This is a genomic window from Curtobacterium sp. 260 (genome assembly GCF_030803485.1).
Lineage (GTDB): Bacteria > Actinomycetota > Actinomycetes > Actinomycetales > Microbacteriaceae > Curtobacterium.
The window spans coordinates 218,597-231,195 of sequence record NZ_JAURUY010000002.1; the positions used below are offsets into that span (position 1 = coordinate 218,597).

Annotated in this window: 13 protein-coding genes; 5 read left to right on the forward strand and 8 right to left on the reverse strand. The window is 72.5% G+C overall.

Going from position 1 to position 12,599, the window contains the following annotated elements; genetic code table 11:
- Positions 1 to 415: 415 nt before the first annotated feature.
- Together J2X59_RS03440 and dapD are read right to left on the reverse strand one after the other, a co-directional pair.
- On the reverse strand, positions 416 to 1,231 hold the full coding sequence (locus J2X59_RS03440; protein WP_326495707.1) for an alpha/beta hydrolase: 816 nt from the start codon (positions 1,229 to 1,231) through the stop codon (positions 416 to 418).
- A gap of 25 nt (positions 1,232 to 1,256) precedes the next feature.
- On the reverse strand, positions 1,257 to 2,225 hold the full coding sequence (gene dapD / locus J2X59_RS03445) for a 2,3,4,5-tetrahydropyridine-2,6-dicarboxylate N-succinyltransferase (protein WP_326495708.1): 969 nt from the start codon (positions 2,223 to 2,225) through the stop codon (positions 1,257 to 1,259).
- A 174-nt stretch (positions 2,226 to 2,399) separates the two neighbouring features.
- On the opposite strand from dapD, the gene dapE reads away from it, so the two are divergent.
- Together dapE and J2X59_RS03455 are read left to right on the forward strand one after the other, a co-directional pair.
- Positions 2,400 to 3,482, forward strand: a complete 1,083-nt coding sequence (gene dapE / locus J2X59_RS03450; RefSeq protein WP_326495709.1) for a succinyl-diaminopimelate desuccinylase — start codon at positions 2,400 to 2,402, stop codon at positions 3,480 to 3,482.
- The gene (locus J2X59_RS03455; protein WP_326495710.1) at positions 3,479 to 4,717 is read left to right on the forward strand and encodes a hypothetical protein; all 1,239 of its coding nucleotides are present in this window, start codon (positions 3,479 to 3,481) and stop codon (positions 4,715 to 4,717) included. The genes dapE and J2X59_RS03455 overlap by 4 nt, the downstream gene beginning before the upstream one ends.
- On the opposite strand, the gene J2X59_RS03460 is transcribed toward J2X59_RS03455, so the two are convergent.
- A complete protein-coding gene (locus J2X59_RS03460; RefSeq protein ID WP_326495711.1) occupies positions 4,696 to 5,838 on the reverse strand; it encodes an AI-2E family transporter in 1,143 nt (380 codons plus the stop codon). The two genes, J2X59_RS03455 and J2X59_RS03460, sit on opposite strands and share 22 nt — an antisense overlap.
- 145 nt (positions 5,839 to 5,983) lie before the next feature.
- On the opposite strand from J2X59_RS03460, the gene J2X59_RS03465 reads away from it, so the two are divergent.
- Positions 5,984 to 6,154, forward strand: a complete 171-nt coding sequence (locus J2X59_RS03465; protein WP_017887054.1) for a DUF3117 domain-containing protein — start codon at positions 5,984 to 5,986, stop codon at positions 6,152 to 6,154.
- A 173-nt stretch (positions 6,155 to 6,327) separates the two neighbouring features.
- Here J2X59_RS03465 and J2X59_RS03470 read toward each other — a convergent pair whose 3' ends face one another.
- Positions 6,328 to 6,960, reverse strand: coding sequence for an O-methyltransferase (locus J2X59_RS03470; RefSeq protein WP_066652851.1), 633 nt, complete (start codon positions 6,958 to 6,960; stop codon positions 6,328 to 6,330).
- Between the two features lie 64 nt (positions 6,961 to 7,024).
- On the opposite strand from J2X59_RS03470, the gene J2X59_RS03475 reads away from it, so the two are divergent.
- The gene (locus J2X59_RS03475) at positions 7,025 to 7,405 is read left to right on the forward strand and encodes a twin-arginine translocase TatA/TatE family subunit (protein WP_066652853.1); all 381 of its coding nucleotides are present in this window, start codon (positions 7,025 to 7,027) and stop codon (positions 7,403 to 7,405) included.
- A 69-nt stretch (positions 7,406 to 7,474) separates the two neighbouring features.
- Here J2X59_RS03475 and J2X59_RS03480 read toward each other — a convergent pair whose 3' ends face one another.
- The 4 genes from J2X59_RS03480 to J2X59_RS03495 are packed head-to-tail and all read right to left on the reverse strand — an operon-like array spanning position 7,475 to position 11,398.
- Positions 7,475 to 8,326: a class I SAM-dependent methyltransferase gene (locus J2X59_RS03480; protein ID WP_326495712.1), complete on the reverse strand. Its 852-nt coding sequence runs from the start codon at positions 8,324 to 8,326 to the stop codon at positions 7,475 to 7,477.
- Between the two features lie 43 nt (positions 8,327 to 8,369).
- Positions 8,370 to 9,536 (reverse strand): P-loop NTPase, encoded by a 1,167-nt coding sequence (locus J2X59_RS03485; protein WP_326495713.1) that lies wholly within the window; start codon positions 9,534 to 9,536, stop codon positions 8,370 to 8,372.
- Positions 9,529 to 10,044, reverse strand: a complete 516-nt coding sequence (locus tag J2X59_RS03490) for a DUF1003 domain-containing protein (protein WP_396137159.1) — start codon at positions 10,042 to 10,044, stop codon at positions 9,529 to 9,531. Before J2X59_RS03490 ends, J2X59_RS03485 begins: the two co-directional genes overlap by 8 nt.
- 34 nt (positions 10,045 to 10,078) lie before the next feature.
- Complete coding sequence (locus J2X59_RS03495; RefSeq protein ID WP_066652860.1) at positions 10,079 to 11,398, reverse strand: magnesium transporter MgtE N-terminal domain-containing protein; 1,320 nt, start codon at positions 11,396 to 11,398, stop codon at positions 10,079 to 10,081.
- A 157-nt stretch (positions 11,399 to 11,555) separates the two neighbouring features.
- On the opposite strand from J2X59_RS03495, the gene J2X59_RS03500 reads away from it, so the two are divergent.
- Entirely contained in the window at positions 11,556 to 12,497 is a 942-nt protein-coding gene (locus J2X59_RS03500) for a general stress protein (protein ID WP_326495714.1), read from the forward strand.
- Positions 12,498 to 12,599: the final 102 nt, after the last annotated feature.

Consider the following 12,599-nt stretch of genomic DNA (forward strand, 5'->3'; position numbering starts at 1 on the left):
GCGGTGTGGGCTGGCACCGCGCCTCCCGTCCGGCGCACCCGTTCCTTCCCAACACGCGTGCCATGGCAAGCGGAACCGGGCGTACCTGGTCGATCCTGCGGATCAGGTACGCCCGGTTCTGCTGGGTACGCCCGGTTCTGCTGGGTGCGCCCGGTTCTGCTGGGTGCGCCCGGTTCTGCTGGGTGCGCGCGGTTCCGCTGGGTACGCCCGGTTCTGCTGGGTGCCCCGGTTCCGCTCGGAACGCCCGGTTCTGCTGGGTACGCCCGGTTCCGTGGGTGCGCCCGGGGTCCGTCGGTCCCCGGCGGCGTCACCCGGCTCGCGGCTAACTCCTCGCGGCGCTCAGGAGCGGCGCTCGGGAGCGGCGGTCAGGCGGCGCTCGGGAGCGGCGGTCAGGCGCCGCGCTCAGGAGCGGCGTTCAGCAGGCGCGGTGCGCCCCCGCCGGGAATCGGCCCGTCGCCCAGGTCCCGAGCAGGTCGACGGCCGCACGGAACGCGGGCGTGCCCGGTCGGTTCAGGAAGGCGTGCCGATCGGGCAGGACGTGTCGCTCCACCGACGTGCCCGCCGAGACGAGCTCGGCGGCGAACCGCTCGCCCGACGCCCGCATCGCGTCGGACGCGGCGTCGACGACCAAGGCGGGCGGGAAGCCGGTCAGGTCCTGTCCGCCGGCGAACGCCGTCCGCTGCCCGAGTGCCGTCCGGGGCACCGCGTTCCGGTTCGCGACGTCGAGGGCCCACGGCGCATGCGTCACACGGCGGTGTCCGCGAACGGTTCGCTGCACGGCGCGGTCGCGAGGGAGTCGGGCGTGGTGGAACCCGTACGCGAGGACGACGCCCTCCGGCGGGTCGCCGGCGTCGAGCAGGCCGAGCGTCGCGGCGGACGCGAGGCACGCCCCCGCGCTCGCCCCACCGAGCAGCAGCGGCCCGTCGGTGTGCGCCCTCGTGTGTCGGACCACCGCGAGCACGTCGTCGTGCGCGTGGGGCCACCGCGCCCGGGGCCGAGCTCCACGGCGTCCGACCCAGGGCAGCCCGGGCAGCGGAGCGAGGCGGTAGTCGACGGTCACGACGGCGAGCCCGTGGGCGGCCAGCGCGGTGGCGACGGCGTGCGACTCCGGTTGGTCGAGGCCACCGCGGAAGAACCCGCCCCCGTGCAACCAGACCAGGGTGGGTCGGCTCGGGCGTCCGTACCGTCGGACGGGCACCGGTCCGTGCGGCCCCGCGATCGTCGCCCCCATGCCGTCGGTCTCGCCGGGAGCCGCGCTACGCGTGCAGCGCCGTGTTGAGCTGGATGCCCTGGCCCTGGCGCTGCAGGGCCTCGACCGCACCGGAGAGCGAGTTGCGCCGGAACAGCACGTTCGGCACGCCCGACAGCTCTGCGGCCTTCACGGTGCGCGGCGTGCCGTCCGGGTTCGGTGCGACACCCACCAGGACGACCTTGGTGCCGGCCGTCACGTAGAGCCCGGCCTCGATCACGGAGTCGTCCCCGAGCGAGATGCCGAGGCCGGCGTTCGCCCCGAGGAGCGCCCGCTCGCCCAGCGACACCCGGTGCGTCCCGCCGCCGGACAGGGTCCCCATGATCGACGCACCCCCACCGATGTCGGTGCCGTCTCCGACGACGACCCCCTGCGACACCCGACCCTCGATCATGGCGTCACCGAGCGTGCCGGCGTTGAAGTTCACGAAGCCCTCGTGCATGACGGTCGTGCCGGGAGCCAGGTGTGCGCCCAGCCGCACCCGGTTGGCGTCGCCGATGCGCACCCGGTCCGGCACGACGTAGTCGAGCAGGCGGGGGAACTTGTCGACCGCGTGCACCGCGATGCCCGCGCGCTGCAGGACCGGACGCAGGCGGACGAGGGCGTCCGGGTGCACCGGGCCGGCGTTGGTCCAGGCGACGATCGGCAGGTGACCGAAGACACCGTCGAGCGAGACGGTGTTCGGCCGGACGTGCAGGTGGCTGAGCAGGTGCAGCCGCAGGTACGCATCGGGCGTGCTGGTGGGTGCGTCGTCGATGGCGATCTCGGTCGTCACCGCCTCGATCCGGACCTCGCGCCGGGGGTCGTCGCCGACGTGCGCCTCGAGCTCGGTCGGGAACACCGCGTCGGCCGGACGCGCACCGAGGTGTGTCTCGGGGTACCAGGTGTCGAGGACGGTGCCGTCGGCGGCGATCGTCGCGAGGCCGTGGCCCCAGGCGTGCGTGGGTCGGTCGGTGGCAGCGGTCGCGTCGGTCACGCCACCAGGGTAGCGAGCGGGCCGGTCGGCGACCCGTCCGGGGAGACGGTCTGTGGAGAACGTCGGTGACACGACCAGGCCGGCCTGGAGGCGCGGGTGCTGTGGACGGATCGGCATCGTCCACCGGTGGTCGCCTCACCGTCCGCTGAGGGACGCGGCCGGTACGCTGACCGCATGCCGGAGCAGCTCGACCTCACCGCCTCGTCCATCGACATCACGCGCGCCGTCTGCGACATCGAGTCGGTGTCGGGGAACGAAGGACCCCTCGCCGACGCGATCGAGGCGGCGCTGTCGTCGCTGCCCCACCTCGACGTCGTGCGCGACGGCGATGCGATCGTGGCACGCACGCAGCTCGGTCGCGAGCGCCGCGTCGTGATCGCCGGGCACATCGACACGGTGCCGCTCAACGGCAACCTGCCGACCGAGTTCCGGACCGCGGACGACGGCACCGAGATCCTCTGGGGTCGCGGCACGGTCGACATGAAGGCCGGGTGCGCCGTGCAGCTCAAGCTCGCGCACGACCTGACCGAGCCGAACGTCGACGTCACGTGGGTGTTCTACGACCACGAGGAGGTCAGCGACTCCCTGAACGGCCTCGGTCGGCTGGCGCGGACCCGTCCCGAGCTGCTCGCGGGCGACTTCGCGATCCTCGGTGAGCCGTCAGGGGCCCAGATCGAGGGCGGGTGCAACGGCAACCTCCGCGCCGAGGTCCGGACCTCCGGCAAGCGCTCCCACAGCGCACGCAGCTGGATAGGCGACAACGCGATCCACAAGACCGCACCGATCCTGGCGACGCTCGCGGCGTACGAACCGCGCACCGTGACGGTCGACGGGCTCGAGTACCGCGAGGGGCTCAACGCCGTGGGCATCACCGGCGGCATCGCCGGCAACGTCATCCCGGACGAGGCCATGGTGCACGTGAACTACCGCTTCGCGCCGTCGCGCAGCGCGGACGAGGCGGTCGCGCACATCCGAGAGCTGTTCGACGGGTACGACGTGCAGATCGTCGACCTCGCCGCCGGCGCCCGCCCTGGGCTCGACGCGCCGCTCGCGCAGCAGTTCGTCGCAGCGGTCGGCGGCCCGGCCCCGCGCCCGAAGTACGGGTGGACCGACGTCGCCCGCTTCTCGGCGCTCGGGGTCCCGGCGGTCAACTACGGTCCCGGCGAGCCGGTCTTCGCCCACCACGACGACGAGCAGGTCCCCGTCGACCAGATCACCGCGGTCGAGGACGGCCTGCGTCGGTGGCTGACGGCGTGACCACCGGCCCCGCGCGCACCGTCGCGGGGTTCCACGGCGCCGGCCGCTGGCGCACGCGCTACCGGCTCGTGCCCTGGTGGGTCCGGGTCACCGTCGTCTACGTGGTCGCGCGGCTCGTGACGGGGGCGATGCTCCTGGCCTTCGCCGGTGTGCAGACCGCCAACTCGTTCACCGGTGCGCGTCCGTCGTACCTGTCCTTCGCATCGATCTGGGACGGCGCCTGGTACCGGGTGATCGCGTCGAACGGGTACCCGTCGACCCTGCCGGTGGACGCCGCGGGACACGTCACCGAGAACGCGTGGGCGTTCATGCCCGCGTACCCGTTCCTCGTCCGAGGGCTGATGGTGCTGACCGGGGCGTCGTTCGAGGCCGTCGCGGTCACCGTGTCGCTGGTCGCCGGGTGGGGCGCTGCGCTGGTGTTCCGACGGCTGATGGGCCGCTTCCTCGACGACGGCCGGGCGACGTTCGCCACGGTGCTGTTCTGCGTCGCGCCGGTGTCCGCCGTGTTCCAGGTCGCCTACGCCGAGGCGATGGGGCTCTTCCTGCTCCTGGTCGCCCTGCTGCTGATGGTCGACCGCCGCTGGTGGACGATGCTGCCGGTCGTGCTGCTGCTCGGGATGACCCGACCGACCGGGCTCGCGTTCGCGTTCCTCGTGGTGCTGTTCCTGGCCGCCTGGACGATCCGGCCGTCATCGGTGCGCGAGGTGGAGCGGCCGACCCTGCGCACCGCTCTGCCGCCACTCGTCGTGGGTGCGGTCTCGGGGCTCGTCGGACTCGCATGGCCGGCGATCGCGTGGGCGGTGACCGGGGTCCCGAAGGCGTACACCGACACCGAGCTCGCCTGGCGGTCGTCGTACATCGGGTGGCGGGAACTCGTCCCGTTCGCGCCGTGGATCCAGGGCGCCGGCTGGTGGTTCGGGCAGCCGGCGGGCGCGATCCTGCTCGCCGTGGCGCTCGTCGGGTTCGCGGTGTTCGTCGCGCACCCCGCTGTGCGGCGCGTCGGCCTCGAGTTGCGGTTGTGGGGCGTGGCCTACGTCGTCTACCTGCTCGCCGTGTTCTTCCCGCAGTCGAGCACCTGGCGTATCCTGCTGCCGATCGCGCCGCTCCTCGGCATCGTGGCCCTCCCGCGGTCGTCGGGCTACCGGGTGCTGGTGGTCGCGGTCTGTCTCGGTCTGCAGTTCGTCTGGCTGTACACCTGCTGGTGGGTCGACGGCTACGACTGGACGCCGCCGTGATCGACCTCGCGGTCGTCTGAGTCCTCGGCGGCGGGTGTCGCCGAGGGGTCCTCGCCCGGGCGCCAGTCGGCCGCGGCGTGCACCATGGCGTTCACCGTGGCGATGAACGGCACGGCGAAGAAGGCTCCGACGACGCCGGCGATCGTGGTGCCCGCGGTCACGCCGAGCACGACGCCGAGCGGGTGCACCCGGACGGCCGAGCCGGTCAGGAACGGGTGCAGCACGTGGCTCTCGAGCTGCTGGACCACCACCACCACGGCGAGCATGACCAGCGCCGGGACCAGTCCGTTGAAGACCAGCGCGATGAGCACGGCGACGATGCCGGCGACGATCGCCCCGACCACCGGGACGAACGCGCCGAAGAACACGATCACGCCGATCGGGACGGCGAGCGGGAGGCCGAGCGCGAGCGCGCCGATGACGATGCCGAGTGCGTCCGTCACCGCGACGACGAGCTGCACGCGGATGAAGCTGGTGAGGGTCTTCCACCCCGCCTGTCCCGCGGCGTCGATGCGCCCGCGCGAGCGTCGCGGGAAGATCCGCACCACCCACGACCAGATCCGACGGCCGTCGATGAGCACGAAGATCGTCGTGAACACCACGATGAAGAGCCCCTCGAGCGCGTGCACCAGCCCACTGCCCGCCTCGGCGGCCCCGGACAGGATCGACGCGACGTGGGTCTGCAGGAACTTCGTCGCCTCCGCCAGGTACTTCGTGACCTGCGCCGAGGTGATGCCGAACGGCTCGGACGCGAGCAGGGTCTGGAAGGTCTGCACGTTGCTCGTCAGCCGACGCTCGAGCGTCGGCAGGTCGTAGCGGATCTGCGCCGTCACGACGAGCGCCAGGACACCGAGGACGACCACGACCGAGATGCAGGCCGTGAGCACGGCGAGCCACTTCGGCCACCGGTGACGTTGCAGGAACGCCGAGAAGGGGGCGAGCAGTGCGCAGACGAGCAGCCCGACCAGGAACGGCACGATGATGTCCTGCAGCAGGATCACGAGGGCGACGACGACGGCGAGGGCAGCCACCACCACGAGGAAGCGCCACGAGAACGCTCCGGCGATGCGCATGCCCCTCGGCACCGCCTCGACGACCGGATCGACCTGTGGACGCAGCACGGAGCGGATGTTCGGCACACGCCAAGGTGACCACCCGGAGCCGCGAGAACGTCGCATTCCGACACCCCCAACCTGGGCGGTTTCGCAGTTGCCCCCTCGGTACGGGATAATGGGCCTGCATCTTCTGCACGAAAGGGGACATCTGATGGCAGCGATGAAGCCGAGGACCGGTGACGGGCCGATGGAGGCTGTCAAGGAGGGTCGACTCATCATCGTGCGGGTTCCGCTCGAAGGTGGAGGCCGCCTGGTGGTCTCGGTCAACGACGCCGAGGCCAAGGAACTCCACGACGCACTGGCAGAGGTCGTCTCCGCCTAGTCCGTCGACGCACCACGACGAGAGGCCCGGAGCGCGTACGCTCCGGGCCTCTCGTGTGCCTCGTGGCCGACGGAACCGGCAGACCGGGCCACGACGTCCGTCGATCCAGGACGTCCATCGGATCAGGATGTTCGGCGGTCCAGGACGTCCGTCGGATCAGGACGTCCGGCGGGTCAGGCCGAGACCTTCGTCATCTGCAGCAGCCCGTCCCCGGCGGGGGAGAGCGCACTGCGCACCGCGCCCGAGGTCGAGACCTCGGTGAGCAGCAGTCGGAAGTCCGTCGTCGCGCGGTCCCGACGCACCGGGTCCGCGACGCGACCGCGCCAGAGCGCGTGCGGCACGAGCACGGTGCCCCCGACGCGCGCGAGGCGGAGTCCGTGCTCCACGTACTCGATCACGTGCTCGGGGTCGGCGTCGACGAGGACGACGTCGTACGACGCCTCGTTCATCCGGGGCAGCACCTGGTTCGCCCGACCCGGGATGAGCCGGACGCGCGAGGGTGCCGTGCCGGCGGCGACGTAGGCGTCACGGGCGTACTGCTGGTGGTCGACCTCGACGTCGATCGTCGTGAGGGTCGCATCGGGCGCGCCGCGCAGCAGGTAGAGCCCCGAGACGCCGAGCCCGGTGCCGATCTCGATCATGCTCGTCGCGCGTGATGCCGCTGCGACCACGGCGATCTGGGCGCCGATCGCGGGGGAGACGGCTTCGACCCCGAGTTCGAGGGAGTGCTCTCGCGCTCGGGCGATCACCTCGGGCTCCGAGACGATGTCCTCGGCGAACTTCCAGTTCGACTCTTTCTCTGACACGCACACTCCGTTCGGGAGACAACTCTACGGGTGCGGCGCAGTGGGACGGGTTACGCTCGTTGCCGTGTCCATCGACTTCAACAAGATCCTGATCATCGGGATCATCGCGGTGCTGCTGCTCGGGCCGCAGCGCCTGCCGATGTACGCGCAGAAGCTCGCCGAGTTCGTCAAGGCGATCCGCCGGTTCGCGGACACCGCGAAGGACCGCATGCGCGAGGAGATGGGCCCCGAGTTCGACGACGTCGACTGGCAGAAGCTCGACCCCCGGCAGTACGACCCCCGTCGCATCATCCGCGACGCCCTGCTCGACTCCGGGGGCACCGCCGCCGGCAGCACGGCGGCGGTGGAGACCGCGCAGGTCACCGCGTCGAAGGTGCGTGCGACGGCGCCGGTGGTGCCGCTCGCCGAGGGCGAGCCGGCCCCCTTCGACACCGAGGCGACCTGACGCGGCTCCCGTCACGTCACGACGGACGGGAGGCCCGGTGCCAGCTGGCACCGGGCCTCCCGTCCGTTCTCAAGCACGCGTCGCGACGATCGTGAACGTCGTCGGCATCCGGTCGCGGTCCGGGGCGGGCCACACCCACGAACCGTGGCCGTCCTCCTCCATGCGCGGGCTGAACCGCCACGGCAGGGTGCGCCCCTCGTCCAGACGGCGGAGACGCAGTCCGGCGCCGAGCAGGGCGTTGACGACCTCGGACAGCGGGTGCGGCCACTCGTACGTCCGGGTGTTCGCGACGGTGCCCTCGCCGACGTAGGTACCTGCGTCCTCCCACTGCTGGGCCGTGCCGTCGGGGAAGTACCGGTGTCGCGTCGCGAGCTCCGGCGCGTCCTCGTCCAGGGCGTACAGCGCGGGGTGTCCGTCGCGGATGAAGAACACCCCGCCCGGCCGGAGGAGCCCCGCGACCTGCGCGGCCCAGCGGTCGAGGTCCGGGAGCCAGCAGATCGTGCCGATGCTCGTGTAGACGACGTCGAAGTCGCCCGTGACGGCCGCGCGGGCGTCGAGGACGTCGGTCTCCACCCACGTGACGTCGAGGCCGAGCCGGTCGGCCAGGGCCGCTGCCGACGCGAGCGCCGGTGCCGAGAAGTCGACCCCGGTGAGGCGTGCACCCTCGCGGGCCAGCGAGACCGTGTCGGTGCCGATGTGGCACTGCAGGTGGCAGACGTCGAGCCCCGTGAGCGTGCCGCCGGGCAGCCACGGCGTGAGCGCGGGCAGGTCGTCGCGCACGACGTCCGACCGATGTGCCGGGTCGTCGAGCGCGGCGACGTCGTACGCGCCCTCGTGGATGGGGACCCGGTCGTCCCAGTTCGCGCGGTTCGTCGCGCGGGCGGCGTCCCAGTCGACGCTGACGTGGTCGGAGCTGTCCATGCGGCCACGCTAGCGGGCGCATCGGCCCGTGCGCGACGGTCGCTCAGGACAGGCTGAGCCCGAGCTTCCGTCCGGCCAGGCCCCGTCCCATCGTGGTGATGGTCTCGGCGACGGACCGCAGGGCGACCGCGGCGGGGTCCTCCGGGGAGCCGAGCACGACGGGGACGCCGCCGTCGCCGCCCTCCCGGAGCGGGACCGACAGGGGGACGCGGCCGAGGACCGGCACGGGGACGTCCTGCCCCCGGGAGAGCCGAGCGGCGGTCTCGTCGCCGCCGCCCTCGCCGAACAGGTGCAGGACGCTGCCGTCGGGCTGCACGAGCCCGGCCATGTTCTCGACCACACCGATGACCTTCTGCCCGGTCTGCCGTGCGACGACCCCGCTCCGCTCGGCGACGTCGGCGGCCGCGGCCTGGGGCGTCGTGACGACGAGCACCTCGGCGTGGGGGAGCAGCTGCCCGACCGAGATGGCCACGTCGCCGGTGCCGGGCGGCAGGTCGAGCAGGAGCACGTCGAGGTCGCCGAACCACACGTCGGTCAGGAACTGCGAGACCGTGCGGTGCAGCATCGGTCCACGCCAGGACACCGCGGTCGAGACGTCGTCGACGAACATGCCGATCGAGACGACCTTCACCTCGTGGGCGACCGGCGGCAGGATCATGCTGTCGACGCGGGTCGGCCGGGGTGCGACGCCGTGCTCGTCGGTCAACCCCATCAGGCCGGGCACGCTGAAGCCGTGCACGTCGACGTCGACGATGCCGACCCGCTGACCGGCCGCTGCGAGCGCGACGGCCAGGTTGACGGTGACCGTCGACTTCCCGACCCCGCCCTTGCCGCTCGTGACGGCGATCACGCGGGTCAGGGAGTCCGGGGTGAACTGCACGCCGCGCGGCCGGCCGGCACGGAGCCGTTCGGTGAGGGCGGCGCGGGTCGCCGGGCTCATCACGTCGACGTCGACGTCGACGTGGTGCACGCCGTCCACGGAACCGGCGGCCGACCGCACGTCGCGCTCGATGGTGTCGGCGGCGGGGCACCCGACGATCGTGAGCTGCAGGTCGACCCGAACCGAGCCTCCCGGCCGGACGTCGACCCCGCGGATCATGTCGAGCTCCGTGACGGGGCGGCGGATCTCGGGGTCGATCACGCGACCGAGCGCAGCGAGGACCGCGGCGCCGAGCTGCTCGTCGGGCGTCGCTGCGGTGCCGTCAGCCACGCGTGCTCGTCGCTCCCTCACCGTCGTCGACGGAGTCGGCGCGCAGCGCTGCCTCCTCGGCGTCCCGCCGGTCGAGCTCCTCGAGCAGTGACCGGATCTCGGCGCGGATGAAGTCCTTCGACGCCATCTCCCGCATCGCCAGACGGAGGGCGACGACCTCGCGGGCCAGGTACTCGGTGTCGGCGAGGTTGCGCTCGGCGCGCTGGCGGTCCTGCTCGAACTGCACACGGTCGCGGTCGTCCTGCCGGTTCTGCGCGAGCAGGATGAGCGGCGCCGCGTACGAGGCCTGCAGTGAGAGCACCAGGGTGAGCGCGGTGAAGCCGATCGCAGCCGAGTCGAACTGCCACGGCTTCGGAGCGAGGGTGTTGTAGCCCATCCACAGGGCACAGAAGAGGGTCAGGCCGACCAGGAACCAGGGCGTTCCCATCGCCCGCGCGATTCCCTCGGTCGCCCGACCGAAGGTGTCCCCGCGGCCACGGCGGCGGGTCGGGAGCACACGCGTGCGCATGCCCTTGGGCGAGTCGAGTCGCTCCTGGCGGTTGTCATCCGTTCGGGCCACGGGTGGTCCTCCTCCCCGTCGTCACGGGCGTCTTGCGCTGGCGTTGGCGGAGTCGCGAGGGGGCATCTCCCTCGCCGTGACTTCGCCAGTCGTCCGGCAGGACGTGGTCGAGGACATCGTCGATCGTCACCACCCCGACCAGACGGTGGGCGTCGTCGACCACGGGGACGGACACGAGGTTGTAGGTCGCCATCACGCGCGTGACCTCGGCAGCGCTCGCGTCGACGCGGACCGGCTCGGTCTGCTGGTCGATGAGCGTGCCGAGGCGCTCGTTCGGCGGGTACCGGAGCATGCGCTGGAAGTGCACGAGCCCGAGGAACCGACCGGTCGGCGGTTCGTAGGGCGGCAGCACCACGCACACGCTCGCGCCGAGCGCCGGAGCGAGCTCGTGCCGGCGGATGAGCGCCAGCCCCTCGGCGACGGTCGCGTCCGCCGAGACGATGACGGGCTCGGTGGTCATGAGACCACCCGCGGTGTCCGGCTCGTACTCGAGGAGCATGCGGACGTCCTGCGCCTCCTCCGGCTCCATGAGCTGGAGCAGCGCCTCGCTCCGGTCGTCGGGGAACTGCGCGAGGACGTCGGCGGCGTCGTCGGGCTGCATCTGGTCGAGGACGTCGGCCGCGCGGGCGTCCTCGAGCCGGGTCAGGATCTCGATGCGCTCCTGGTCGGGCATCTCCTCGAGCACGTCGGCGAGCCGGTCGTCGGGGAGCTCCTCGGCGACCTCGAACCGGCGCTCCTCGGGCAGGTCGAGGAGCGTCGACGCCAGGTCGGCCGGGACCAGGTCGGAGTAGGCGGCGATGACGTGCTCGGCGGACTGGGCCTCGCCGGGGAGCTCGTCCTCGGTGACCTCGTTCCACGTGGCGAAGGTCGTCGGGCCCTTGCCGAACGGCGACGGCGTCGTCTTCGGCTTGCGGAGGAAGAGCTGCGACACCTCCCAGTCGCCCTGTCCGCGGTCCTCGATCGCGACGTCCTCGATCGTGGCGCGGATGCGGTCGCGCGTCAGCAGGACCTTGCGGCCGAGCATCTCCGCGATGACGCGCACCTCGCCCCCGCGCTGCTCGAAGCGACGCATGTTGACGATGCCGGTGGTGATGACCTGACCGGCGCCGATCGAGGTGACGCGGCCGATGCTGAGGAAGATGCGGCGCTTGCCGGGCACCTCGACGATGAGCCCGACGACGTGCGGGGCGTCGACGCGGCGGTACACGACCAGGACGTCCCGGACGCGACCGACGCGGTCGCCCGCGGGGTCGAAGACGGAGCACCCGGCGAGGCGGGCGACGAAGACCTTCGTGGCGCTCACCCGTCCAGCGTAGTCGCTGCCGCGCGGGCCGGGGACGAGCGCACCCTGCGCACACCGTGGGGACGCGCGGCTCGGTGCACCAGCCGCTGCGCCCCTGCCCCGGAGGTTCCCGGGAGGCGCACGTGTGATCGCAAGGTGCCCGGTGGATGATGGCTGGGTGACCAACCAGAGCCCGTTCGCCGGACGAACCGCCCAGGCCTTCCCGACGCTGCCGCGTGGGGACGTCCTCGGCACCTACGACAGCTACCCCGATGCCCAGCGCGTCGTCGCGAAGCTCGCCGAGGCGGACTTCCCCGTCGCCAAGATCTCGATCGTCGGCAACGACCTGAAGACCGTCGAGCGCGTCACCGGGAAGATGACCTACGGCCGTGCGGCCATCGCGGGCGCACTCTCCGGGCTCTGGCTCGGCATCTTCTTCGGCATCGTGCTGACGCTGTTCTCACCGACGGCGGGCGGTCTGATCATCGCCGCGGCGATCATCGGTGCCGCGTTCGGCATGCTGTACGGCATCGTCTCGTTCGCGATCACGAAGCGGCAGCGGGACTTCACGAGCGTGCACCAGGTGCTCGCCACGAACTACCAGATCGTCGTCGACCCGCAGCTCACCGGCCAGGCGCAGCGGATCCTCGGCCAGCACGGCGCGACGCCGTCGACGCACTGGAACGACGCTCCGCAGCCGGGCGCGCCGGGTTCGCAGGCCCGTCCGTCCCAGGGGCAGGAGCCGTGGCGTCCGGGCCCCCAGCAGGGCTCGCCCTACGGTGGGCACGCGACGCCGCACCAGCCGCAGCAGCACCGGCCTGGAGGCCCGCAGCAGTCCGGCCCGTCGGCCGCCGGTCCGCGGTACGGGACCAACGACGGCCCGCGGTACGGGACGAACGACGGCCCGCGGTACGGGACGAACGACGGCCCGCGGTACGGCGAGACCCCGCAGACGGCGCAGCAGCCCGCGCCGACGTCGGACCCGCGTGTCCCGCAGTCACGACCGGGCCAGCCCCCGCAGTACGGGGAGCGCGTCGTCGGAGCCGACGAGCGCCCCGCCGGCGCGGACCAGCGACCCGGCTCGGCACCCGACGACCGCCGCGACGGCGAGCGCGGCTGACGGAGGGACCGAACCGCAGGACGCCCGCGTCGACGATCGTCGACGCGGGCGTCCTGCGGTGCGGCGCGTGACCGGTCAGGGCTCCGGTCAGGGGTCGCCGGT

Bases quoted from the DNA above. Each gene is read 5' to 3' on its own strand.
- J2X59_RS03440 (WP_326495707.1), bottom strand. From the start codon at position 1,231: ATGGGGGCGACGATCGCGGGGCCGCACGGACCGGTGCCCGTCCGACGG.
- dapE (WP_326495709.1), top strand. From the start codon at position 2,400: ATGCCGGAGCAGCTCGACCTCACCGCCTCGTCCATCGACATCACGCGC.
- J2X59_RS03490 (WP_396137159.1), bottom strand. From the start codon at position 10,044: ATGCGCACGCGTGTGCTCCCGACCCGCCGCCGTGGCCGCGGGGACACC.
- J2X59_RS03480 (WP_326495712.1), bottom strand. From the start codon at position 8,326: ATGGACAGCTCCGACCACGTCAGCGTCGACTGGGACGCCGCCCGCGCG.
- J2X59_RS03465 (WP_017887054.1), top strand. From the start codon at position 5,984: ATGGCAGCGATGAAGCCGAGGACCGGTGACGGGCCGATGGAGGCTGTC.